24 protein-coding genes and 1 tRNA gene are annotated in these 23,302 nt (G+C 70.9%); 20 read left to right on the plus strand and 5 right to left on the minus strand.

Features of this window, described 5'->3' with window-relative positions; all coding sequences use genetic code 11:
- Nucleotides 1-402 precede the first annotated feature (402 nt).
- The 3 genes from J2Z30_RS26400 to J2Z30_RS26410 form a co-directional block, all read right to left on the minus strand.
- A complete protein-coding gene (locus J2Z30_RS26400) occupies nucleotides 403-1,203 on the minus strand; it encodes a nucleotidyltransferase family protein (RefSeq protein WP_044581763.1) in 801 nt (266 codons plus the stop codon).
- Between the two features lie 102 nt (nucleotides 1,204-1,305).
- The gene (locus J2Z30_RS26405) at nucleotides 1,306-1,725 is read right to left on the minus strand and encodes a hypothetical protein (RefSeq protein WP_044573479.1); all 420 of its coding nucleotides are present in this window, start codon (nucleotides 1,723-1,725) and stop codon (nucleotides 1,306-1,308) included.
- Nucleotides 1,726-2,018: 293 nt separating this feature from the next.
- Nucleotides 2,019-3,155, minus strand: a complete 1,137-nt coding sequence (locus J2Z30_RS26410) for an ABC transporter ATP-binding protein (RefSeq protein WP_044581764.1) — start codon at nucleotides 3,153-3,155, stop codon at nucleotides 2,019-2,021.
- 176 nt (nucleotides 3,156-3,331) lie between these two features.
- Between J2Z30_RS26410 and J2Z30_RS26415 the strand changes: the two genes are divergently transcribed.
- The 7 genes from J2Z30_RS26415 (at nucleotide 3,332) to J2Z30_RS26445 (ending at nucleotide 10,012) form a co-directional block, all read left to right on the plus strand.
- Nucleotides 3,332-3,404, plus strand: a tRNA-Thr gene (locus tag J2Z30_RS26415).
- Between the two features lie 457 nt (nucleotides 3,405-3,861).
- Entirely contained in the window at nucleotides 3,862-4,119 is a 258-nt protein-coding gene (locus tag J2Z30_RS26420; RefSeq protein ID WP_014061570.1) for a LysR family transcriptional regulator, read from the plus strand.
- 651 nt (nucleotides 4,120-4,770) lie between these two features.
- Nucleotides 4,771-5,499, plus strand: a complete 729-nt coding sequence (locus tag J2Z30_RS26425; RefSeq protein ID WP_052701490.1) for a helix-turn-helix domain-containing protein — start codon at nucleotides 4,771-4,773, stop codon at nucleotides 5,497-5,499.
- Nucleotides 5,500-5,617: 118 nt separating this feature from the next.
- Nucleotides 5,618-6,427 carry a helix-turn-helix domain-containing protein gene (locus tag J2Z30_RS26430; protein WP_044573485.1) on the plus strand — a complete coding sequence of 270 codons (810 nt, stop codon included), beginning with the start codon at nucleotides 5,618-5,620 and terminating at the stop codon, nucleotides 6,425-6,427.
- Between the two features lie 157 nt (nucleotides 6,428-6,584).
- The gene (locus J2Z30_RS26435; RefSeq protein ID WP_044581766.1) at nucleotides 6,585-7,328 is read left to right on the plus strand and encodes a thioesterase II family protein; all 744 of its coding nucleotides are present in this window, start codon (nucleotides 6,585-6,587) and stop codon (nucleotides 7,326-7,328) included.
- Between the two features lie 4 nt (nucleotides 7,329-7,332).
- Nucleotides 7,333-8,058 carry an IclR family transcriptional regulator gene (locus J2Z30_RS26440; protein ID WP_107073336.1) on the plus strand — a complete coding sequence of 242 codons (726 nt, stop codon included), beginning with the start codon at nucleotides 7,333-7,335 and terminating at the stop codon, nucleotides 8,056-8,058.
- Between the two features lie 85 nt (nucleotides 8,059-8,143).
- Complete coding sequence (locus tag J2Z30_RS26445) at nucleotides 8,144-10,012, plus strand: AfsR/SARP family transcriptional regulator (protein WP_308280073.1); 1,869 nt, start codon at nucleotides 8,144-8,146, stop codon at nucleotides 10,010-10,012.
- 84 nt (nucleotides 10,013-10,096) lie between these two features.
- On the opposite strand, the gene J2Z30_RS26450 is transcribed toward J2Z30_RS26445, so the two are convergent.
- Both J2Z30_RS26450 and J2Z30_RS26455 read right to left on the minus strand, forming a co-directional pair.
- Nucleotides 10,097-10,372, minus strand: a complete 276-nt coding sequence (locus J2Z30_RS26450; protein WP_209468855.1) for a hypothetical protein — start codon at nucleotides 10,370-10,372, stop codon at nucleotides 10,097-10,099.
- A gap of 139 nt (nucleotides 10,373-10,511) precedes the next feature.
- Entirely contained in the window at nucleotides 10,512-11,009 is a 498-nt protein-coding gene (locus tag J2Z30_RS26455; protein ID WP_044573491.1) for a hypothetical protein, read from the minus strand.
- A gap of 570 nt (nucleotides 11,010-11,579) precedes the next feature.
- Between J2Z30_RS26455 and J2Z30_RS26460 the strand changes: the two genes are divergently transcribed.
- The 13 genes from J2Z30_RS26460 to J2Z30_RS26520 all read left to right on the plus strand — a co-directional run bounded on the left by J2Z30_RS26460 (nucleotide 11,580) and on the right by J2Z30_RS26520 (nucleotide 23,289).
- Nucleotides 11,580-11,831 (plus strand): acyl carrier protein, encoded by a 252-nt coding sequence (locus tag J2Z30_RS26460; protein ID WP_044573494.1) that lies wholly within the window; start codon nucleotides 11,580-11,582, stop codon nucleotides 11,829-11,831.
- A 54-nt stretch (nucleotides 11,832-11,885) separates the two neighbouring features.
- Nucleotides 11,886-13,127, plus strand: coding sequence for a beta-ketoacyl-[acyl-carrier-protein] synthase family protein (locus tag J2Z30_RS26465; RefSeq protein WP_044573497.1), 1,242 nt, complete (start codon nucleotides 11,886-11,888; stop codon nucleotides 13,125-13,127).
- Nucleotides 13,124-14,257 carry a beta-ketoacyl synthase N-terminal-like domain-containing protein gene (locus tag J2Z30_RS26470; protein ID WP_044573500.1) on the plus strand — a complete coding sequence of 378 codons (1,134 nt, stop codon included), beginning with the start codon at nucleotides 13,124-13,126 and terminating at the stop codon, nucleotides 14,255-14,257. Before J2Z30_RS26465 ends, J2Z30_RS26470 begins: the two co-directional genes overlap by 4 nt.
- A complete protein-coding gene (locus tag J2Z30_RS26475; protein ID WP_044573503.1) occupies nucleotides 14,254-15,198 on the plus strand; it encodes a beta-ketoacyl synthase N-terminal-like domain-containing protein in 945 nt (314 codons plus the stop codon). The genes J2Z30_RS26470 and J2Z30_RS26475 overlap by 4 nt, the downstream gene beginning before the upstream one ends.
- Nucleotides 15,198-16,121, plus strand: coding sequence for an alpha/beta fold hydrolase (locus J2Z30_RS26480; protein WP_052701492.1), 924 nt, complete (start codon nucleotides 15,198-15,200; stop codon nucleotides 16,119-16,121). Before J2Z30_RS26475 ends, J2Z30_RS26480 begins: the two co-directional genes overlap by 1 nt.
- Nucleotides 16,118-17,137, plus strand: coding sequence for a hypothetical protein (locus J2Z30_RS26485; protein ID WP_044573505.1), 1,020 nt, complete (start codon nucleotides 16,118-16,120; stop codon nucleotides 17,135-17,137). The genes J2Z30_RS26480 and J2Z30_RS26485 overlap by 4 nt, the downstream gene beginning before the upstream one ends.
- Before the next feature lie 31 nt (nucleotides 17,138-17,168).
- On the plus strand, nucleotides 17,169-18,296 hold the full coding sequence (locus J2Z30_RS26490; RefSeq protein WP_044573507.1) for a beta-ketoacyl synthase N-terminal-like domain-containing protein: 1,128 nt from the start codon (nucleotides 17,169-17,171) through the stop codon (nucleotides 18,294-18,296).
- Nucleotides 18,293-18,718 carry a 3-hydroxyacyl-ACP dehydratase FabZ family protein gene (locus J2Z30_RS26495; protein WP_044573511.1) on the plus strand — a complete coding sequence of 142 codons (426 nt, stop codon included), beginning with the start codon at nucleotides 18,293-18,295 and terminating at the stop codon, nucleotides 18,716-18,718. The genes J2Z30_RS26490 and J2Z30_RS26495 overlap by 4 nt, the downstream gene beginning before the upstream one ends.
- Entirely contained in the window at nucleotides 18,718-19,212 is a 495-nt protein-coding gene (locus J2Z30_RS26500) for a 3-hydroxyacyl-ACP dehydratase FabZ family protein (protein ID WP_044573513.1), read from the plus strand. Before J2Z30_RS26495 ends, J2Z30_RS26500 begins: the two co-directional genes overlap by 1 nt.
- Before the next feature lie 56 nt (nucleotides 19,213-19,268).
- Nucleotides 19,269-20,015: a 3-oxoacyl-[acyl-carrier-protein] reductase gene (fabG, locus tag J2Z30_RS26505; protein WP_044573515.1), complete on the plus strand. Its 747-nt coding sequence runs from the start codon at nucleotides 19,269-19,271 to the stop codon at nucleotides 20,013-20,015.
- Nucleotides 20,016-20,041: 26 nt separating this feature from the next.
- The gene (locus J2Z30_RS26510; RefSeq protein WP_044573516.1) at nucleotides 20,042-20,755 is read left to right on the plus strand and encodes a 2-hydroxychromene-2-carboxylate isomerase; all 714 of its coding nucleotides are present in this window, start codon (nucleotides 20,042-20,044) and stop codon (nucleotides 20,753-20,755) included.
- 78 nt (nucleotides 20,756-20,833) lie between these two features.
- On the plus strand, nucleotides 20,834-21,040 hold the full coding sequence (locus tag J2Z30_RS26515) for an MbtH family protein (RefSeq protein WP_044573519.1): 207 nt from the start codon (nucleotides 20,834-20,836) through the stop codon (nucleotides 21,038-21,040).
- A gap of 161 nt (nucleotides 21,041-21,201) precedes the next feature.
- Nucleotides 21,202-23,289, plus strand: a complete 2,088-nt coding sequence (locus tag J2Z30_RS26520) for an ABC1 kinase family protein (protein WP_044573521.1) — start codon at nucleotides 21,202-21,204, stop codon at nucleotides 23,287-23,289.
- The last annotated feature ends 13 nt before the right edge of the window (nucleotides 23,290-23,302 follow it).

Here is a 23,302-nt window from a genome sequence, read left to right on the forward strand (position 1 = left end):
GCGGCTTTTCCTGGTGCGTTGGTGCGCCGGGGCGGCGGGGTCTGGCGGCGTCGCTTCCCGCAGGGTTGTTTTGCGGCTTGGCCGCGTGGCAGGGGCTTCGCCTGTGGGGTCCGGGGTCTGGGGCGGAGCTACATTCTGCGGCGGAGTCGCGTTTCGCGGCTTTTCCTGGCGCGTTGGTGCGCCGGGGCGGCGGGGTCTGGCGGTGCCCCTCCCCGCGGCATCGGTATGCGGCTTCGTCCCCGGACCTCCCGGGGTCTGGGGCGGAGCCCCAGTTGTGGGAAGGGGCGGGGAGGGGAACAGCCCGCCGCAGGCGTCACGGTCCGTCGGGTGGGCGGACGCCGGACCGCCGGGTAAACGGCGCCCGCGGCCGACCCTGCCGGCGCCGCACGGCGCGTCCGCGGCTCAGCCGTGTGGCACAGGGGTCGTGTCGAAGGGGCCGTGGCCGTGGGGTGCGGGGCCTGCGGCCAGTTCCTTGGCGGCCTCGGTCAGGTCCTTGGCGGTGTCGATGGCGCGCCAGTACGCGCCCTGGGGCAGTGGGAAGCCCGCCAGCCGACGTTCCCGCGCCAGGCGCGGGAAGGTGGTGCGCTCGTGGTCGCCCCGGTCGGGCAGCAGCGCGGTGAAGGCGGCGGAGAAGACGTAGACGCCCGCGTTGATGAGGTACGGCGAGGGCGGTGACTCGATGAAGTCCAGGACGTGGCCGAACTCATTGGTCTCCACCGCCCCCCACGGAATGCGCGGCCGGGCGAGGGCGAGCGTGGCGGTGGCGCCGCGCTCGTCGTGGAAGTCCGCCATGTCGCGGAGTGAGAAGCGGGTCCAGATGTCGCCATTGGTGGCGTACCAGGGCTGGTCGGGCTCCGGGAGCCTGGTGGCGGCGAACTTCAGGCCGCCGCCGCGCCCCAGCGGCTCCTTCTCGACGACGGTCTTCACCCGTAGCGGCAGCTCCGCCCCCTCGAGCCAGTCCTGGAGGACGGCGGCGAGGTGGCCGCAGGAGACTACGGCGTCGGTGACGCCCTCGGCGGCCAGCCAGGCCAGTTGGTGGCCGATGATCGGAGTCCCGGTGCCCGGGATCTCGACCATCGGCTTGGGGCGGTCGTCGGTGTACGGACGCAGCCGTGAGCCCTGGCCTCCGGCCAGGACGACGGCTTGTGTGGGGCGCGCGGTCTGGTGGTGATGTCCGGGCCTGCGCTCGTCGTCATCGCTCATGAACCGCACCATATGCGGTGCGGGGACCGCCACAGGCGGAGCCGGAGCGGGACAGGGGTGGGAAGGGCGGGCAGAGCCCCGGCGGTACGGCGGGGGACGCGGTCAGCGGTACGCCTGGGTGGTCCCGGACGCGAACGAGGTGTCGCAGACGGGCCGTGCGTACGCCTGGGCGCGGCTCACCCCGCCGTACTTGGCGACCGCGGCGCGGCCGAGCGCACGGGCGATGGAGGCGCAGTGCCTGGCGAGCGAGGGCCGTTCGGCCGTCGCCACCTGGAGGTGGGTGAGCGCCACGGAGGGGTTCTTCTCCTGGAGCTCGGCGAGCAGCCGGTCGCGCAGCAGCTCATGCGGCGCCCGGTGGGTGGCATGGGTGGACGCCCGGTCGGAGGAGGCGGTGAGGATCTGCGACTCGGCGCTCGGCGAGGCCCAGGGGACGCGGGTGACCGCGAGGGTGCCGGAGAGGACGAGCACGACGGGGAGGACGAGGGCGAGCGTTCTGCCGATGCGGCGGGCTGCGTGGTTCACGGGGTGGTTCCTCGCGGGTGGGTGGTACGGAGTGGGTGGTACGGAACTGCGGTATGCGGTGATCGTAGCGAGGAGCGACGATTTGGCGACATTCCGTCACCAGGCCGGGTGACGGAAACCCACTCTTGGCGTTCGGAGGGTTGACGCTCGGGGGCGAAATGCACGGAATGTCGGGGAATTTATCGACAACGCAACACCACGACGTACCCCCTGCCCACCCAACGCGACGGCGCCGCCCGTCCGCGGGAAGCGGACGAACGGCGCCGTCGGTACGAACTGACGGGTCAGCGGCCTCAGTCGCTGAGCCGCTCCCCGGACGAGGTGGAGAAGACGTGCGTCTCACCCGGCCGCGGCACGACGTGCAACTGCGCGCCCTTCTCCGGCACCTGGCGCCCGTTCACGCGGACGACCAGGTCCTTGACCTCGCCGCCGACCTCGGCGGTGCCGTAGACGTAGCCGTCGGCGCCGAGCTCCTCGACGACGTTGACGGTGACGGGGAGACCGGCCGGGGCGTCGTCGGAGGCCTTGGTGAGGCCCTGGGCGGCGCCGCCGTTCTGTTCGACCACGTCGAAGTGCTCGGGCCGGACGCCCACGGTGACCGTGTGGTCGCCCCTGTCGGACGCGGCGCTCAGCGCCTCACGCGAGACCGGGACGACGCTGTTGCCGAACTTCACACCGCCGTCGGTGATGGGCACCTCGACCAGGTTCATCGCGGGCGAGCCGATGAAGCCCGCGACGAAGAGGTTGTTGGGGCGGTCGTACATGTTGCGGGGCGAGTCGACCTGCTGGAGCAGACCGTCCTTCAGCACCGCCACCCGGTCGCCCATGGTCATGGCCTCGACCTGGTCGTGGGTGACGTACACCGTCGTGATGCCCAGCCGCCGCTGCAGGCTGGCGATCTGGGTACGCGTCTGCACGCGCAGCTTGGCGTCCAGGTTGGACAGCGGCTCGTCCATGAGGAACACCTGCGGCTCCCGGACGATCGCCCGGCCCATCGCGACACGCTGCCGCTGACCACCGGACAGCGCCTTCGGCTTGCGCTCGAGGTACTCGGTGAGGTCCAGGATCTTCGCCGCGTCCTCGACCTTCTGCCGGATCTCGGTCTTGTTCACGCCGGCGATCTTGAGCGCGAAGCCCATGTTCTGGGCGACGGACATGTGCGGGTACAGCGCGTAGTTCTGGAACACCATGGCGATGTCCCGGTCCTTCGGCGGCAGATGGGTGACATCGCGGTCCCCGATCCGGATGGCCCCGCCGTTGACGTCCTCCAGCCCCGCGAGCATCCGCAGGGAGGTCGACTTCCCGCAGCCGGAGGGGCCGACGAGTACGAGGAACTCGCCGTCCTCGATGGAGATGTCGAGCTGGTCGACAGCGGGCTTCTCGGTGCCCGGGTACACCCGGGTTGCCTTGTCGTACGTGACCGTGGCCATGGTGATCTGTCCCTTCACCGGCAGGAACGTGCCGGACGATCCGAGTAAAGGAGGGGTCTAGTCCACCGGAGGTGGATTGGCGCGACGCTATACCGGCGAGGGCGGCCATGTCTCTAGCCAGGGCCCGGGAATTTTCGAACGGATCACACCTCGGGGCCGGGTACACTGCAGGGGACGCCGACTTAGCTCAGCTGGTAGAGCACCGCTCTTGTAAAGCGAAGGTCGTCGGTTCGAACCCGACAGTCGGCTCTGAGCCCGAGCAGGGAAGAAGCCCCGGATGGTCTGCCCTCCGGGGCGTTTGCCATCTCACTCGACCGCCTCCGGGCGCCCCGCGGAGTCCTCGCGGCCGCCGGAACCGCTCGCCTTCTCCTTCTCGTCCTCCTCGTCCTCACACCGCTTGGCCCGGTGGACCGCCACGGTGCGCCCGCGGCTGCGCCCGCGGCCGAGTCGCCTGGACCGCCCGCGCGGTGTGTGCGGTGAACGCCGGATGAACTTTCATCGGGGCCGGGTTCTTCACCTCCGGCGTTGCAGCATGTTCCGCTCTTGTGAAGTCTTCGCGGCCCGTCGCATTGCAGCTTCCTGCACCGGATGTTGCCTTCCAAGATTGAGTACGTTGATATGGTCTCGACGGATCGGATAACCCGTGCCATCACGGCGACGGGTTCTCGACGGCCATCGGTTGGGTGGCCGCCGGACAGGGGGCAAAATGCATGAGCGGGAGTTCCGCGCTTTCGTTTCCATAGCTGAGATAGGACGTATGGATCAAGCGGCCAAGGCGCTCGGCTATTCACAACCGGCCATCAGTTACCAGATCAAGTGCCTGGAACAGATGCTTGGCACAAAGCTTTTCACCCGCGACTCCACCGGTGCCCAGCTCACCAGGGAAGGTCGCATGATTCTTCCGTCCGCACGGGCGGTGCTCGCGCTGATCGACAGCATGAAGGGCGTCTGCGCGGCGGCCTGACGCATGCTGCAATCGCCACTTCGGCCCGGCTTGTGGCGGCGGTCACCCAGGAATGAGGAACTCCTCATGTGAATGATCGCCACATGGGTTTGGAGCGGTATGACCCGCTGGTTCGCGGCTTGTCGGGGTCATTCTCCGATTCCCTATGTTGGCTGGCAGTAACAGGACAGAAACAACCCGAGACGCTCGCTGAAAGCCTCCTGACCGATGCGTACAGTGATGATCACGACGTCGGAGGCGGGTGAGCCCGGGGGCTGTACTGCAGCTAGCTGACAACTTCGGGGGTTCGCGCGGGGGGCAAAGGGGAGGCCGATAAGGGGAAGACGTGCCTACTCTTTCTGTACCGACTCGGACGCGTTGACTGGCGTAGGAGTGGGAACTACTGTCGGCCGCGCATCGATAATTGAAGTGTTCCGCCTTTCAACCTTTGGCGACGGAACATACCTGGCCATTCAGGGGGATGGCCACTCACTTCAACCTCCCAGCCGCATCCCGGACCTACCGGTCCGACGTCCGCTGGTGATCGTTGTGTCATAACGGGGGTAAAGCGTGACAGGTTTGGCGATGGCGCCTGTTTCCGCGAGAGCGGGGGAACCGGCGGCGATAGGCGTGGCTTCGGGGCCTGGTGGTCCCGAACCGGGACGTGACGGTGTGGTGCAGGCACTGCTCCAGGCCCGTAATTTGATCGAATCGACGGTGAATCTGCACCGCCGCACCGTGGCCCGGCACGCCGTGGTGACGATGAAGGGGAATGACACGGCCGTCGCGAACGCCGTGGAGGGACTCGTCGACCGGGCCCGGCACGGCATCAGCATCGCGCTCCCCGCCGGCGGCGACCGGGCCGAGATCATGGTGTCGGCGCTGCGTCGGCTGACCGGACCGGGCCGTGAGCGCATTCCGGTGCGGCTGCTGTGCACTCCTGGTGCGCTCGCCGACCCCGCGACCCGGGCCGCCGTGGAAAGCGGTGTGAACGCGCAGGTCAAGGTGGTCGACGCGGTCATGGAGATGCTGATCGTGGACGGCAGCGTGGCCATGGTCCGGTCCTCCGTGGAGCGCGGGGGAGGGGACGTGGTGTCGGTCATCGAGGACACGGCGTCCGTCCGGGCCCTGGATCTGCTGTTCGCCGGTGCGTGGTCGGGCGCGGTGCGCCTCGCGGAGCACCGCTGGATCAGCGAGCGGCTGCGGACCGAGTCCGCCCGGCGCATCCTGGAGCGGCTCTGCAAGGGGTACACCGACGATGTCGCGGCACGTGAGGTCGAGGTGTCGTTACGCACCTACCGGCGCCATGTCGCGGAGATCATGCGGGCGTTGGGGGCCAGCTCCCGGTTCCAGGCGGGAGTGCGGGCGGTCGAGCTGGGCCTGCTGTCGACGGCCGACTGACGCGTGGAGCGACGCGGTGCGGGGCGTGCCGTGCCGCCGATGGGCGGACACGAGTGGGTGTTCCGCGGTTGATACGCAATGGACAACTCACGCGGGGGTGAGTGGTGTGCCATCCGGGGTGCCCGAGAGCTCTTCGGGCAGCAGCCGTCGAGAGGTCGACCTCGTTCCGGTCGAGGCCGCCGATGAATTCGAACGGGAGCTGCTGGAAGTCAGCGCGCTCCTCGCGTCCACGGTGGACAGACGCCGTAATCAGTTGCACCGCGACTCCTTGGTGGACGTCATCGACACCCATGAGGAGGCCGTCGAGACGGCGGCGCGGCTGGTCACGGGTGCGACCAAGGGCATCGACGTGGTGCTCGCCGCGGAGCCCGCGTACTCCGAGGCGGTCCACGGCGCCCTGACCGCGCTGCTGTCCGGTACGGCGCGGAAGACCTCCCGGGTGCGCCTGCTGTGCACGCCCTCGACGCTCGACTGGCGGTTCGTCTCGGCGCATGCCGCCGAACCGCGGATACGGACCCGGGTGGCCCGGATCCCCGCGCTGGTGGCCGTGATCGCCGACAATGAGCACGCGCTGGTGTGCGCCGCGTCGGTGGCCGGCCGCCGGGCCTCGGTGGTCCGCGCCCCCGGTGTCATCCAGCCGCTGGTCGCGCTGTTCGACGGGGTATGGCGCAACGCGGTGGAGGTCTCCGACCGCATCGAATTCGGTGACAAGACGCGGGCGGACATCGCACAGCAGATACTCGAGCGGCTGCGGGCCGGGGTGACCGACGAGGTCGCGGCCCGGGAACTCGCGATGTCCGTGCGCACCTACCGAAGATATGTCGCGGAGATCATGGCATTACTCGGGGCGAATTCACGATTTCAGGCCGGGGTGCGCGCCGCGGAACTCGGTCTGCTCATCTCGCAATCCGCCGGCGAGCGACGGTGACAAGCCATCGCATTCTTTTCAGCGGCTCAATGGCAGCTTCATGACCGGCCGTTGCCCGGTGCGTCGGGGCGCGGCTAGAACTGGCCGCAAGGAATGCGGGCGGGTCACCAGGGCGACGGGGGATCGGCCGACGATGACGAGGAGGTGTGTGGAGAAGATGGCCGTCGGCATCGACAGCAAGTGGTTCCGCAGATACGGGACCGGGGCGGCGCCGCGCAGGCGGCTGGTCTGCCTGCCGCACGCGGGGGGATCCGCGGGGTTCTTCCACGGCTGGGGGACCGCCTTCGACTACGGGGTGGAAGTGCTCGCCACGCGCTATCCAGGCCGGCAGGAGCGGCTCGCCGAGCCGGGCATCGACCGCATCGAGGATCTCGCGGACGAGGTCACCGCGGCCCTGCTGCCCTTCGCGGACGTGCCGTTGACCCTCTTCGGCCACAGCATGGGCGCGTCCGTGGGGTACGAGGTCGCGCTGCGGCTGGAGAGCCGGTACGGCATCCGCCCCCAGGCGCTCTTCGTCTCCAGCCGGAAGGCCCCGCACGAGGTGCTGCCCCGGACCACCTACCTGGGCGGCGACGAGGCGCTGCTGGAGGAGGTGCGGGGGCTCGGCGGTACCGACGCCGAGCTGCTGGACGACCCGGATCTGCGCGAGGTGGTGCTGCCCGCGCTCCGGGCGGACTTCAAGGCGGTCGGGACGTACGGCCCACGTACCGCGGTGCCGGTCGGCTGCCCGGTGGTGGCCCATGTCGGGGACGGCGACCCGCACATCACCGCGGAGGACATGGCCGGCTGGCGCGAGGTGGCACCGGCGGGCTTCGAACTGCGGGTGCTGCCGGGGAACCACTTCTACCTGGTGGAGCAGCGCGACGCCGTCGTCCGCGCGCTTGCCGCGCATCTGGGCTGAGCCCATGGCCCACTCGATGATGACCTCACCGCCGCTGAGCGGAGTGGGCGTGCTCGACAAGGCGTCGCTGCTGCTGGGCGTGTTGGAGAGCGGCCCCGCCACGCTGGCCCGGCTGGTCTCCGACACCGGTCTGAAACGGCCCACCGTGCACCGGCTGGTGGTGGCCCTGGAGCGGCTGAGACTGGTCGCCCGCGACGGGCAGGGGCGCTTCGCTCTCGGCCCCCGGCTGGGCGACATGGTCGTCGAGGCGCGTCAGGACCGGCTGAAGGCCCAGGCGGGCCCGGTGCTGGCGCAGGTGAGCGCCCGGACCGGGACGAGCGCCCGGCTCCACCGGCGCCGCGGCCGGATGCGGATCTGTGTGGCCTCCTCCGAGGTGCTGGGCGGTGAGCCGATGCCGGTGGGCACCGCCTTTCCCATGAAGTCCGGGGCGGTGGCCCAGGTGCTGCTCGCGTGGGAGGAACCCGAGGTGCTGTACGAGGCGCTGCGCGGGGCCCGGTTCAGCGCGGCCATGCTCTCCGGCGTACGGCGGCGGGGCTGGGCCCAGAGCGTCGGGGGCTGGGAGCCGGACATGGCGACCGTATCGGCGCCGGTGCGCTCCCCGGAGGGGCGGGTGGTCGCGGCGCTGTCGCTCTCCGGGCCGATCAGCCGGGTGAGCCGCAGTCCGGGGCATCAGCTCGGCTGTGAGGCGATCGACGCGGCGGTGCGGATCGCCGAGTTGTCAGGTTGCTGACGTCTCGCGGACGGCGGGGCGGGGTGGGACGAACGAGGGCGGGGGTGGTCGGACCGAACGACACCGAGGCCGTGGGGAGGCAGCTGTGCGGCAGGTGGAGTTCGGAATCCTCGGGCCGGTGGAGGTGCGGGTGGACGGGCTGCTGCTGCCCGTCGAAGGCGCCAAACAGCGGACCGTGCTGGCCGCGCTGCTGCTGTCCGGCGGCCGGGTGGTCTCGGACGACCGGCTCAGCGAGCTGCTGTGGGGACGCAATCCGCCGGTCACGATGACCGCGCAGCTCTATACCCATATCTCGCGGCTGCGGAAGCGCTGCGCCCCCTGGCTCCATCTGGCCCGCCGGGGCCCGGGGTACGCCATGGACCACAGCGGGGCCCGGTTCGACTGGGAGGAGTTCCAGCGCCTCGCCGAGCAGGGGCGCGGTGAACTCGCCGACGGCCGGTACGGGGACGCCGCCGAGCGGCTGCACACCGCGCTGGCCCTGTGGCGGGGGCCCGCCCTGTCGGATGTGACCGGCTTCCTGGAGGAGACGGAGCTGCCGCGGCTGGAGGAGGCCCGGATCAGCGCGGTGGAGCACCGCATCGAGGCGGAGCTGGCGCTGGGCCGGCACGCCCGGTCCGTACCCGAACTGACCCGGCTGGTGGCCGAGCATCCGCTCCGGGAGGGCCTGCGCGGACAGTTGATGACCGCCCTGTACCGGTGTGACCGGCGGGCGGACGCGCTGGCGGTCTACGAGCGCGGACGGCGGGTGCTGCGCGACGAGCTCGGGATGGATCCCGGCGCGGGGCTGCGCCATGTCCACCACGGCGTGCTGCGCGGCGATCTGCCCGGTCCCGCCGCCCCGGAGCCGGTCCGGGTGCGGCTGCACAAGGCGGGGCGGGCGGGCGTCCCCGGGCCCGAGCCGATGGCCGGGGACATCTGGGCCGGCCTGATGCCCGCCATGCTGCCGACCGACATCGCCGATCTGAGCGGCCGCGCCGAGCAGCTCGCGGTTGTGTCGGACGGGCTGCGAGCCCCCGGGCGCGGCGGGGCGACGGTGCTGACCGGCGCTCCGGGGACGGGCACCTCGGCGCTGGCGGTGCACGCCGCGCACCGGTGCCGTGCGGACTTCCCGCATGGGCAGCTGTACGCCGACCTGAGGGCGGAGGACGGCGGGCCCAAGGATCCGCTGGATGTGCTCGGCTGGTTCCTGCGGGCGCTCGGCGTCGGCCACCACGATCTGCCCGCCGCCCTGGACGAACGGGCGCAGCTGTACCGCAGCCGGCTGGCCGGCCGCCGGGCGCTGGTGGTGCTGGACAACGCGGTCGAGGACCGGCAGGTGCGCCCGCTGCTGGTGAACGGCGATGGCTGCCGCACGCTGATCACCGGTCACTCCTCGCTCACCTCGGTGGAGGGGGTGCGCCTGGTGCGGCTCGATCCGCTGGACGCCGCGGAGGGGCGGCGGCTGCTGGCGGCACTCGCGGGGCCCGGGAGGGTGGCGGCGGAGCCGGACGCGGCCGACCGGATCGTGGCGCGGTGCGACGGGCTCCCACTGGCGCTGCGGATCTGCGCGGCGCGGCTGGCGGCCTATCCGCAGTGGCGGCTGGCGCATCTGGCGGACCGGCTGGCGTCCGTGGAGCGGCGGCTGGGCGAGCTGTCCCTGGGCAGCCTCGATGTGCGGACGACCCTGAGCCGCTGTCACGCCCGGCTGGCGCCGACGGCCCGGTACGCGTTCCGGGTGCTGGCGTACCGGGACGAGGACTCCGCGTTCACGGCGCGTCAGGCGGCCATGGAACTGCGGTGGCCGGAGGGGCGGGCCGAGGACGTACTGGAGTCGATCTCGGAGGTCCGCCTGCTGGACATCATCGCCGACGGGGATCAACTGCGGTACCGGTACCGCCCGTTGGTATGGCTGTTCGCCCGTGAGCAGCGGGGCCGCGGACCGGGGCCGCAGTCACCGCCGGGCGGCATGGGCTGATCCGGGCCGGGCCTTCGGAGCTGGTCCGGGCCGGGCCCCGGGCGGTCCTTGGCGGCCCCGGGCCCCGGCCCCGCCCGATCCGGCTCAGGACGCCTCAGGCGTGTCCGCGATGGTGCTGTGGACGGTGTTGATGAGCATGGCCACCAGGCTGGCCCAGCGGGCGCCCGCGTCGCTCATCAGCGACTGCCGGGGCCCGATGTACTCGGCGTACTCCGTGCGGTGCGGGTCGAGCGCCAGCTCCCTGACGACCGCGGCGAACTCGGTCGGATCGCCCAGGTCCCGGCGTTCCAGGTGCTGCAGCCAGGCCGTGAAATCGAGTTCCACTCCGGCCGGAATCTCAGTGGTCGATACGTTTTCCACTGCACCTCCCTGGTTTGTGCGGACCGGCATCCATGTCCGCAGGGCCAGCATGGAATGCCCGCCTATGGCCGTCCTATTCCAGTGGGGGTCCACGACTATAGGCCGGTGATAGACGGGCCGGCGGGCCTACGACGTTCGGCTAGACGCGGGGGAAACGGGCCTGCAGATTCCAGATGGCGGAGTTGTCCGCCAGCCCGTCGTGCAGATCCACCAGATCCGCGATCAGATCGTGCAGGAAGTCCCGGGCCTCGCGGCGCAGTGCGGCATGGGAGAAATTCAGCGGTGGATCCGTGGCCGGTGCCCAGTCGGCGGTGATGTCCACCCATCCGAAGCGCCGCTCGAAGCGCATCCGGTCGGTGGATTCGGTGAAGTCCAGTTCCGCGTGGACGGGGGTGGCGGAGCGGCTGCCGCGCGGATCCCGGTCGAGCAGTTCGACGATGTCGCACAGCGCCCAGGCGAAGTCCAGCACCGGCACCCATCCCCAGGCTGTGGACAGTTCACGGCCGGTTGACGTGTCCGTCAGGTGGACATCGCCGCAGAACAGGTCGTGGCGCAGGGCCTGGACCGGTGCGCCCCGGTAGTCCGTCTGTGAAGGGTCCGGGAAGCGGTGGGAGAGGGAGTAGCCGAGCTCGATCACCGACCGATGGTGTCATGGCGTCCCGCCGGCCCGCGGCGGGGGTTGCGCTGGCACCTTCCTGTTAGCGCCATTGTGGAAGATCAACGGACTCGGATAGAAATCCAGGCAGTTGGCGGAACACCCCGTGTCCCGGAAGTGGACGGCGGGAGATCCGACTCCGGCGGTGGTCATCCCCCGAACGACCGCCGGTGCCTCCCTTCGGCGCGCCCGCGGTGCTCCGCGCACCCGCCGCGGCATGCCGGGAGGAGGAGGTCAGGGGCTCGGACCCACCGTGTGAACCATCCACGGGACCGGGCCCCTGATCAGGGGATGGCGGCGGACGAGAACGATTCGCTGGCAGCTTCCTGTACCGGCTGTTGCGCGGTACCGGCCGCGCGGATAGTTCTGGTGGGAAGCGCCGATAAATAACCGCCGATGAGCGGGAATCCGGGTAGCGGGCAGGTCTGCCGACCGGGATGTGGCAGCTTTATGCAGTGGGCATTGCGCGGTATCGCGGGGTGCCATAGAAAGATCCGAGTCCAAAATGGAAACGGCCTGTGGGTCGGCTTGTTCGAAAGTGGGGGATCCATCATGAGTTCGGAGCACGAGGAGCGGGTGCAGAAGATCAAGGAGATCGTCTGCGATGTTCTGGAGATCGAAGAGGACGAGGTTATCGAGACCAGCCTCTTCAAGGAGGACCACTCGGCTGACTCGCTGCGTTCCATCGAAATTCTCGCGAATCTCGAGAAGGAATTCCACGTCACCATCGACCAGTCGGAACTCCCCCGGATGGTGCACCTCAAGGGCGTCTACGAGGTAGTCGCCGAGTCCGCCGGCTGGTAAAGCGGCGCTTTCGTATCTGCGGACACGGCCGGAACAGCGGACGGAGGGGTCGGGATGGCGGAGTCGGGGCATGCGAACCCGCGAAGAGTGGTGATCACCGGTCTCGGTGTGGTCTCCAGTATCGGTATGGGCGTCGAGGAGTTCCGGCGGGGACTGCGCGCCGGAAGCAGCGGGGCCAAGCCGATCACGGTGTTCGACGTCGAGGGGTTCGACCACGCGAACGGCTGTGAGGTGGAGGATTTCGACCCCGAGCGGTGGATACGCCACCTCGCGGTCGAGCACCTCGGCCGGGCGACGCAGTACTCGGTCGCCGCGGCCCGGATGGCGATCGAGGACGCGGGGGTGGCCATCGGCGACTGGCGGTCGCTGCCGGGTCTGATCTCCATCGGGACCACCGACGGTGAATCGAGGGACCTGGACCACCTGGTCGAGGCCGAGATCGTCCACGGTCCCGAGCACATGCCGCCCGAGCTCGCCCGCCGCGTTCCGGCCGGCCGTCTGTCGGCGGCGATCGCGCAGGAGCTGCAGCTGTCCGATGTGGAGGCGGTGACGATTCCGACCGCCTGTGCGGCCGGCAACTACGCCCTGGGCTACGGCTATGACGCGGTCCGCTCAGGGGACGCGGAGTACGCGCTGTGCGGTGGCGCCGACGCGATGTGCCGCAAGACGTTCTCCGGTTTCTACCGGCTGGGCACCATCGCGCCGGACCGGTGCCGGCCGTTCGACGTCGACCGCAAGGGCATCCTCACCGGTGAGGGCGCCGGAGTGCTGGTCCTGGAGAGCCTGGAGTCCGCGCTGGCCCGTGGCGCCCGGATCTACGCCGAGGTGCTCGGGTACGGCCTGAACTGCGACGCCTACCACCAGGTGGCGCCGAACCAGGACAGCGTCGGCCGGTGCATGCAGCTGGCCCTGGAGAACGCCGGGGTCAAGGCCGACCAGGTGGACCTCATCTCCGCCCACGGCACCGGCACCAAGGCCAACGACGTCACCGAGGCACGCGCCATCCGCGAGGTCTTCGGCAGCCGTCCTCCCAGGACCATCTCGATGAAGTCGATGATCGGCCACACCATGGGCGCCGCCAGCGCGCTGTCGGCCATCGGCTGCGCCCTGGCGATCACCGAGAAGTTCATTCCGCCGACCATCAACCACACCACCACCGACCCCGAGTGCGATGTGGACTGCGTGCCCAATGTGGCTATCGAGGCGGAGCTGAAGGTCGTGCAGAACAACGGCCTGGCCTTCGGCGGCAACAACGCGGTGGTGCTGCTCGGCCGGTACGACGGGGTGCCGGCATGAGCTGGGCGGTGACCGGCATGGGGGCCGTGGCCGGGCTGGGCGGGGATGTCGACGAGCTCTTCCGCAACCTGTGCGCGGGCCGCTCCGGAGTGGCCGAGCTGCGCGGCTTCGACCACGCCCTGCACACGGCCCGCCACGCGTACGAGGTGGACAACCGCCCCGCACCCGGGGTGGACGTCACCCGGCGGGCGACCGGACTGCTGCTGGACGCGGTCGGCCAGGCGGTCCGCGACGCGGGCCTCGACGACAGCGATCTGAGCGGGGTGCCGGTCCTGGTCGGCACCGGGCTGCGCGAGCTGCGCTCGGTGGAGCTGTGGCGCACCCGGGGCGCCGACTTCCCCGCCGCGGAGCTCCACTTCGGCACCGCGCTGCGCGAGGCGTTCCAAGCCGATGACACCCACACCCTGTCCAACGCGTGCTCGGCCGGGCTGTACGCCCTGGCGCTGGGCGTGGACCTGCTGGCGCAGGGGGCGGACACGGTGGTCGTGGCCGGGGTCGATGTGCTCACCGAGACCATGTACGGCCTGCTGGAGCGGGTACAGCCGGTGCCCCCGACCCGGGTGCGGCCGTTCGACCGCGGCCGGGACGGCGTCCTGATGGGCGAGGGCGCGGCGGCGGTCGTGCTCAGCCGGGTCCCCGGCGGACGTCCGGTGCACGGCCTGGTCCGGGACGTCGCGGTCAACTGTGACGCCTTCCATGTGACGGCGCCGGACCCGGCCGGTATCGCCGAGGCGATCAGGGAGGCGCACACCCGGGGCGGGGTGAAGCCCGCGGACATCGACCTGTTGATGGTGCACGGCACCGGGACGCTGCTCAACGACGAGGCGGAGGCGACCGCGCTCGCGGACGTCTTCGGTCCGGACCGGGACAAGCCCCTGGTGACCGCCACCAAGTCGATGACCGGGCACACCTCCGGCGCCTCCGGGCTGCTCAACCTGGTGGTCACCCTTCGCTGCCTCGCCGAGGGGCGGGTGCCGCCGACCGTGGGCCTGGACGACCCGGTGGACGAGGCCGCCGGATTCCGCTTCGTCACCGGCGAGGCGGCTCACCGGCCGCTGACCGTGGCGCAGTTGAACGCATTCGGCTTCGGCGGCATCAACGCCGTCGCGATCCTGGAGGCGGCTCGATGACCGTGGTGGTGAGCGGGGTCGGCGTGGTGCTGCCCCGCGCGAGGTCGGCACCGGAGCTGATGGCACCGGCGGCGGGCGCCCCGCCGGTCGAGCCGAAGGACCTGGTCGGCCGGAAGGGCCTGCGGTACAAGGACCGGGCCACTCAACTCGCCTACTGCGCGGCCGACGCGGCCCTGCGGGACGCCGGTCTGCTGGACGACGGGGGCCTGCGCGTCCCCGGCGGAAGCGTCGCGATGGTCGCGAGCTCCAACTACGGCAATCTCGACACCATCTGCCGGGCGATCGACACCATCGCCGAGCACACGGCGGCGGCGGGCAGCGCCATGGACCTGCCGAACGCCTCGAGCAATGTCATCGCCTCCTCCGTCGCCATCCGCTTCGGGCTGCGCGGCCCCAACCTGATGCTGTGCAACGGCGCCACCTCCGGGCTGGACGCCGTCCACTGGGCGGCCACGCTGATCCGCGGCGGCCGGGCCTCCCGGGCGCTGGTCCTCGGCGTCGAACCCGACAACGAGTCCGTGCGCGCCTTCACCGGCGGATCGCGGACCATCGACGGGGCGGCGGCGCTGGTGCTGGAGAGCGAGGAATCGGCCGCGGAACGGGGAGCGACCGCGTCGGCCGTTCTCGGCGATTACGTCCGGGGCGCCGGACTGGGCCGCACTCTGGAACGGCTGGCCGAGACAACCGGCGACCGGCCGGCCCTGTGGCAATTGCCCGAACAACGGGCGGCCGCCGCGCCGGACACCCTGCTGGAGGGCGTGGACCGGCACGATCTGGGCGAGGTCTTCGGCCTGGGCTCGGGTGCGCTGGGAGTGCTTCAGTGCGCCGCGGCCGTCGGCTGGTTCGCCCAGGGCGGAGCCGGTCCGGTGTACGCCACCGCGGGCACCGACGCCGACGACGCCAGTGCGGGCATCGCGCTGCGCGGGCGGGCAGCGGCCTGATGTCCGCCGGTGACCGCCTCGTGCGGGGACTCGCCCAGGAGGACGGTGGGCCCGCCGAGGTGTCCGCGCGGGGCGACAAGGAGAGCCCCGTGGTCGTGACCCGGCGTGCCCAGGGCGACCCGGGGCGGGGCCGGGTGCTCTTCCTGCACGGACTGTCCAACAGCAGCGCGGTGTGGGACGCCTGCGTCGAGCACGGCCGGCGGGCCGGCGGACCCGAGATGTGGGCCGCCGACCTGCCCTGGCGGGGCCGGAGCGTCGCCGGGTGGAGCGCCCGGGGCGATCTCGTGCCGTACCTGGGCGACGCCCTGCGCGCGGTGCCGGGCGGCGCCACTGTGGTGGTCGCCCACTCGATGGGCGCGAACGTCCTGATGGAGTTCCTGGGCCGCCGGATCGAGGAGGGCCTGGACCCGTTCACCGAGTTCGGCGTCCACGGTCTGGTGCTGGTGGCCCCGTTCTACCGGCGCACGGCCGAGGAGTTCGACTGGGCGAGCCTGGCGTACTCCGTGGACAACATGGCCCCGCTGATCGCCGAGGGCATCCGGGTGCACGCCGGGGACCGGGTCCCCCGGGCGGCCCGCCACCACCTCGCCGAGCGCATCCGGGACTGGGTCGGCCCCTACGGCTGGATGCGGTTCTTCGAGATCTATCTGCGCACCCCCGCCCTGCGGCTGGGAGGGTTCACCGTGCCGTGCCTCGTCCTCGCCGGTGCGGACGACTTCGCCGCGCCGCCGGCCGAGGGCCGCGCGCTCGCGGACGGCCTCCCGGACGCCGAGTTCCGCCTGCTGCCCGACTGCGGGCACTTCCTGATGATCGAGCGGGCCCGGCAGTTCGCCACCCTGCTCGACCACTTCGTCAGCACCTGTTCGGCCGTCCGTCCGCACGGCGGTCCCGGCCCCGGATTCCCATGGGAGCACGATCGATGACCACAGTGGCCGAAGGCGCCGTCAAGAGGCTGCTCACCAGCGAGACGACCGCGTCGCTGCGCACCCGGTACGAGGGCTCCAACATCTGCACCTGGATCGGGTTCAAGCACATCAACTACCTGGTCGAGGAGGCCATCCTCTGCCACTTCGCCGACGCGGACCTCCCGGCGCGGGCGCTGTACGCGGAAGCCGGCCTCGGTGTGGACATCGTCGACCTCGACACCCGGATCCTGCACGCCCTCTACATGGACGAGACGGTCCAGGCGCGGGTGGTGCCGACGGCCGGGGACGACGACTCCTTCATCTCCTTCACGGTGTCCCTGCACGCCGACCGGGACGGCGCGGACACCAAGGTGGTGGGCGCCAACGCCAAGGTGGTGCTGCGCTCGGACAGCTATGTCGAGGCGGCCGGTGAACCGCCCGCCGAGCTCGCCCGGTTCGTCACCGACCGGCTGAGCACCCCCGGCGCCGTCGCCCCCGAGCCGCCGGAGCTGACCGGCGCCGACCTCATGGCCGTCACCACCTCGCTGTCGGCCGGCCGCGGCACCTCCGGCCCCGACCCGGTGCTCGACCTGCTGACCTCGGGGAAGAACGCGTTCGGCTGGAAGTGGCGGATCCCCTACCCGTACTGCCACTTCTCCGAGCGGCTCCAGATGTCCAGCTATCTGCGGCAGATGGAGGAGGTCGTGGACCTCTTCCTCGCCGACCGGGGCATCTCGGTGAAGACCCTGCTGGACGAGCGCCGGTGGATCCCCGCCTGCCCGCACTCCCGGATCCAGATCCTGGACGAGGCGCTGATGGAGGAGGACCTCTACACGGTCTACACCGTCGAGAACGTCTTCAAGGACTTCACCTACACCTCCCGCATGGACTGCTATGTGGTGCGCGACGGCCGGCTGGTGCCGACCGCGACCGGCAAGGTCACCCATGGCTACGCCCTGATCGAGAACCGGCGGGACTGGAACCTGATCAACTTCGACGAGCGCGTCTCCAAGGCGCTGCGCGGCGAATCCTGACCGACGACGGCGACGGAGCGACGGAGCAGACATGAGTGGCGGCACAGCTCTTGTGAATCGACCGGTCATCACGGCCTGGTCGGCGGTATCGCCCTTCGGGATCGGCCGCGCGGCCTTCACCGAGGGGATCAGGGAACGCCGGCCCGCGGCGGCCGGACTCGACGACGAGCGGTGGCAGGCGGCCGGGGACCGCGCCTGTCTGGTGCCCGACTTCGACCTGCGCACGGTGCTCGGGAAGAAGGGGGTCCGCTCGATGGACCGGGTGACCGGCCTCGCGGTCACCACGGTCGCCCGGCTGCTCGACGACGCGCCGCGCAACCGGTGGGTGGCCACCGGCGAGGACGCCGCCCTCGTCCTGGGCACCACCACCGGCAGTGTGCAGAGCCAGATGGACTTCACCCGGGACTCGCTCACCGAGGAGAAGCCGTATCTGGTGGACCCGGCGCGCTTTCCCAACGCCGTCATGAACTGCGCCGCGGGGCAGAGCGCGATCTGGCACCAGCTCAAGGGGCCGAACACCACGATCGCCGGTGGCCACGCGGCGGGTCTTTACGCCCTCAACTACGCGCGCCGGCTGCTCACCTTCGGCCGGGCCAGGACCGTGCTGTGCGGTGCGGTCGAGGAGTTCTCGCACGCCCGCTCCTGGCTGGAGCGGCACGCACACCGGCCGGACACCGAGGGGCCCGCGCAACTGCCCGGTGAGGGCTGCGGACTGCTGCTGGTGGAGCAGCGCGGCCCCGGCGCGCGGGACGACGCCGAACAGCCGGTGCTTGCGGAGATCCTCGCGGTGGAGATGGGCATCGCCCTGGACGGCGGGGTCCGCCCCGCGCTGGCGACCTGTCTGCGCCGGGCCCTGGGCCGTGCGGGGGTGCGCCCGGAGGAGATCTGGGCGGTCTCCACCAGTGAGGCGCCCGGCCCGTCCGGGGAGCAGGAGCGGGCCGCCGTGGCGGAGGCCGCCGAGGGAGCGGACCCCGTCCACCTCACTCAGGCCGCGCTCATCGGGGACACCGGGGCCGCGGCGGCGGCGTTCCAGATCGCCGGGGTGCTGGTGCACGCCGAAACCACCCCCGAGGCCGCCGACCGGGTGGCGCTGGTGACCTCCGTCGACCGTGACGGCGCGGTCGGCTGCGCCCTGCTGCGTCTGGCCGGTCCGCGATGACCGGGGCCGCGGGGGTGGCGGGTGCCGGGCCGAGCAGTCCGATCGCCGCGCGGGTGGAGGTCGTCCGTCCGGCCGCCGCCGACAGCCGGGGCAAGGTGCGTGCGGTGACGGCCGTCACGGTGGGCGAGGACGAGGCGGTCTTCCCCGGGCACTACCCGGGCTTCCCCATCTTCCCCGGGGTCTGCGTGATCGAGTGCGTGCACCTCAGCGGTCTGCGGACCCCGCCGCCCGGCTCGGCCGGTCTGGAGCTGGTGGCGGTGGAGAGCACGCGGTTCCTCAGGCCGGTCTTCCCGGGCAACCGGCTGGAGGTGGAGCTGGTGTGGACCGGTGGGTCCGGGGCGTGGCGGTGCGCCGCCAAGGTGGCCACCGAGCGCGGTGCCGCCGCCCAGGTCAGATTGCGGTTCACGGCCGAGGAGGCGTGATGATCGGTCAGGTCGAGATCAGAAAGGTGCTGCCGCACCGGTTCCCGATGCTGCTGCTGGACCGGGTGACCGAAGTGGTCCCGGGGCAGCGGGTGACCGCCGTGAAGGCCGTGACCTGCAATGAGCCCTGGTACCAGGGGCTCGGACCGGACGCGGCGGCGGAGGCCTACGCCTATCCGCGGGTGCTGCTGCTGGAGTCCTGGTGCCAGTCGGCCGGGCTGCTGGCCACCTGGGAGTCGCCGGATCCCGATGTGCTCGCGGGCCAGGTCATGCTCTTCGGAAGCGTGTCCGGGGTCGAGTACCACCGGCCGGTGCTGCCGGGGGACGTACTGGAACACCGGGCGTCCATCACCCGGGTGGTGGACGACACCGTGATCATCGAGGGCGGTTCCACGGTGGCCGGTGAGCCCGCTCTGACGGTCGGCCTCGCGGTGCTGGCCTTCCGCCCGGCGGGGGAGCTGCGGCCCGGGGACCCGGCCCCCGCCTTCGCCTGATCCCTGGCAACAGACATCCGGTCCCACGCGGCCGGCCGAATCGCTTTGGAGAGCCAATGGCAGAGAACGCATCCCGGGTGGCGCTGGTCACCGGCGGTTCACGGGGAATCGGCCGGGCGACGGTGGAGCGTCTGGCGCGGGACGGCTTCGATGTCGCCTTCTGCTACCGGTCGAACGAGGCGGCCGCCCTGGAGCTGGAGAAAGAGGTCACGGAGACCGGGGTCCGGGTACTCAGCCGCAAGGTCGAAGTCCGTGACGCCGAGGCGGTGCGTGCGCTGGTCGCGGAGACCGAGCAGACGCTGGGTCCGATCGACGTGGCCGTGACCGCCGCCGGTATCACCCGTGACAATCCCCTGCTGCTGATGAAGGACGACGAATGGCATGACGTGCTGGACGTCAACCTCGACGGGGTCTACCACGTCTGCCGCTCCGTGGTGTTCGGCATGATGAAGCGGAAGAGCGGGGTGATCGTCAATATCTCCTCGGTCGCCGGTGTGTACGGCAACGCCACCCAGTCCAACTACTCGGCCTCCAAGGCCGGGATCATCGGGTTCTCCCGGGCCCTGGCCAAGGAGGTCGGGCGGTACGGAATACGCGCCAATGTCGTCGCCCCGGGGTTCATCGACACCGATATGACCTCCGTGCTCACCGGCCAGGTGAAGGACAAGGCGCTGGAGTCGGTGCCGCTCGGGCGGCTGGGGCGGGCCGATGAGGTCGCCGACCTCGTCTCGTACCTCGTCTCGGACCGTGCGGCCTATGTCACGGGCTCCGTCGTCCAGATCGACGGCGGCATCACCATCTAGCTTCGCCCCGAACCCAGGAGGTTTCGTTGGCCGTCAAACCACCGCGCTGGTATTTCTCACTCCGCAGCCCCTATTCCTGGCTCGCCTACCGTGAACTCACCGAGAACGCGCCCGATGTGGCGGACGCGATCGAATGGCGCCCGTACTGGGAGCCGGACGAGGTGAGCGAGCGCATGCTGGCCGACGCCGGGATCCACCTCCCTTACGTCGCGATGTCGAAGGAGAAGCACTTCTACATCCTGCAGGACGTCAAGCGGGCGACCATCGAGCGTGGTCTGTCGGTGGTCTGGCCGATCGACACCGCTCCCAACTGGGACGTTTCCCATCTCGCCTATCTGGTCGCCGAGGACGCCGGCCGCGGGCGGGACTTCATCGACGCCGTGTACCGGGCCCGCTGGGAGAACGGCATCGACATCTCCGAACGCGCCACCATGGCCGCGATCGGCCATGAACTCGGCCTCGACCCCGACGCGTTGGACGGTGCGGTCGACAATCCGGAGATCCGCCGCCGGGGCATCGAGGCGCTGCGGGCGGTGGACCGCGACGGAGTGTTCGGAGTGCCGTTCTTCATCCACCGGCACGACAAGTTCTGGGGACTGGACCGGCTCTCGGGTTTCGTCGCGAGCGTCCGTGCCAGGACCCGGACCGCCGCCATGGAACAGCGGGAGAACGATCGCGGGGTCGAACCCGCCCTGCTCGTCCCGGCCGGTGACGCGGGCCACGCCGGTGGCTGCGGCTGACCGGCCCCGTTCACAAAGACCCGACAGACCCGACAGACCGAACAGACCCGACAGATCCGTCAGAAAGGCGATCACGCGATGAGCAACCCCTTCGAGGACGAGAACGGCAGCTACTACGTGCTGGTCAACGACGAGCAGCAGCACTCGCTGTGGCCGGCCTTCGCGGAGGTACCCGCGGGCTGGACCGTCGTCCATGGCCAGGACAACCGCCAGGCGTGCCTGGACTACATCAACGAGAACTGGACCGACATGCGGCCCAAGAGCCTGATCGAGGCGATGGGCTGACGCCCGTCACGCCCTCCCGTGCCACGGGGCCCGACATTCCGATGTCGGGCCCCGTGGTGTGTGTCTGGCAGGTTGCTGCGTGACATGCGGGCAGCACGGTCCGAGAGGGACGATCCGGACTACTGTTGACGCACTGTTCATCGCACCCGGGGGAACGTGCCATGACCTTGCTGGCTGCCACCAGCATCGACGACCTGTCCTTCGGGTTGCTGATCGTGCTGATCGCCGTATCGTCGCTGGGCGTCTTCGTCTTCGGCGTCTCGGCGATATCCGGTCGGCTGCTCGGCATCCGGGTGGGCCCGCTGCGCGCCCTCGGCGCCGGTCTGGTCGGGCTGGGCGCGATGCTCGTCTTCAAGCCGACCATGCACGACCAGCAGAGCATGGGCGTGCTGTACGGCGTGCAGGTCGGGGTGTCCGTACTCGCCGCGATGGCCACCCTGGTGCTGGCCGAGGTCTTTCTGCCGCGCGGCAGCTGGGCGCTGCCCATGCGGCTGTGGCGCGCGATGCGCAGCCGGCTGCGACGCACCCGCCGCTATTCGCAGATCAGCCGGATCTTCATGCGCCACGGGCTGAGCCGTCCGCTGCGCAGCCGGCACAGTCTGGAACGGGCCCTGCAGCCGGGCGAGTTCGGCGAGCGGATGGCCAGGGGGCTGCGGCTGGCGCTGGAGGAGTGCGGCGGGGCCTTCATCAAACTGGGCCAGCTGCTGTCCACCCGGCGCGATCTGCTGCCCCCGCACTTCATCGACGAACTCAGCCGTCTGCAGAGCGATGTGGCGCCCGCGCCGTGGGGGGACGTGGCGGCGCTGCTGCGCGCGGAGCTGGGCAGGCCGGTGGAGGACGCCTTCGAGTGGATCGAGCAGGTCCCGCTCGCGGCCGCCTCGATCGCCCAGGTCCACCGCGCCAAGCTGCGCGGAGGTCCGGTGGTCGTGGTGAAGGTCCAGCGCCCGGGGATCCGCGAGCTGGTCGAGCGCGACCTGGACATCGTCGTCGCGGTCAGCCGCGGCCTCCAGCAGCGGTCCCGGTCCTCCCACGCCATGGGGCTGCGGGATCTGGGCGACGGTTTCTCCGCGTCGGTGCGGGAGGAGCTGGACTTCCGGATCGAGGCCAACAACGCCGCGGTGGTGGCGGCGTCCTGCGGCGGGTACGAGGCGGACGCCCTGGTGCGCGTGCCACGGGTGTACGAGGAGTTCACCACGGCCAGGGTGCTGGTCCAGGAGTGGCTGGAGGGGGTCACCTTCGACCGTGCGGCGGCCGTCGCGGACCGCAAGGGGCAGGACCGCCACCAGATCGCCCGGACCGCCTTCGCCGCCATGCTCCACCAGATCCTGAAGGCGGGGGTGTTCCACGCCGATCCGCATCCGGGCAATGTGCTGCTGCTCGACGACGGGCGGATCGGCCTGCTCGACTTCGGCTCGGTGGGCCGTATCGACCCGTCCGTACGCCATGCCCTCCAGGAGATGCTGGTGGCCGTCGACCGCGGCGACCGGGCCGGTCTGCACGACGCGCTGATGGCCCTGCTCGGCACGAGGGCCACCAGGAGCGAGGACCTGATGCTCAACTCGCTGCTGCTGGAGCGTGAGCTGGGGCAGTTCATGGCCCAGCACCTGGGGGCGGGCGCGCGGCCGGACACCGAGATGTTCACCGCGCTGTTCCAGCTGCTCGCCCGGTTCGGTCTCGCCGTGCCGCCGGAGGTGGCCGCCGTCTTCCGGGCCCTGGCGACCATCGAGGGCACCCTGGGCCGGATCACCCCCGACTTCAACATGATCGACGAGGCTCGGGCGATCGCCGTGGACCTCCTCACCGACCGGCTGCGGTTCCGCGCCACGGGTACCGGGAGCGAGGAGGAGGGCGGGATCGCGTCCGGGTTCTCATCGCTGGCGCGGAGCGCGACCCATGAGTTCCTGTCCGCGCTGCCGATGCTTCGGCGGCTGCCCAGGAGGGCGGAGCGGATCAGCGCGTCGCTGGAGGAGGGGCGGTTCACGGTCCGGGTGCGGGTGCTCGCCGACGAGCGGGAGCGGCGCTTCGTCTCCGGGCTGATCCACCAGATGACGGTCACGCTGCTGGGGGCCTGCACGGGGCTGATGGGGGTGGTCCTGGTGGTGTTCGGCACCGGGCGCGGGCCCCGGGTCACCGCGGAGGTGGAGCTGTTCCCGCTGCTCGGCTATCAGATGCTCGCGGTCAGTGCGATCCTCATGCTGCGCGCCCTCTACACCGCGTTACGCCGGCCGAACACCCACGACACGTTCTAGCCCCCCGGGGCCG

This window comes from Streptomyces iranensis (genome assembly GCF_017874715.1).
Lineage (GTDB): Bacteria > Actinomycetota > Actinomycetes > Streptomycetales > Streptomycetaceae > Streptomyces > Streptomyces iranensis.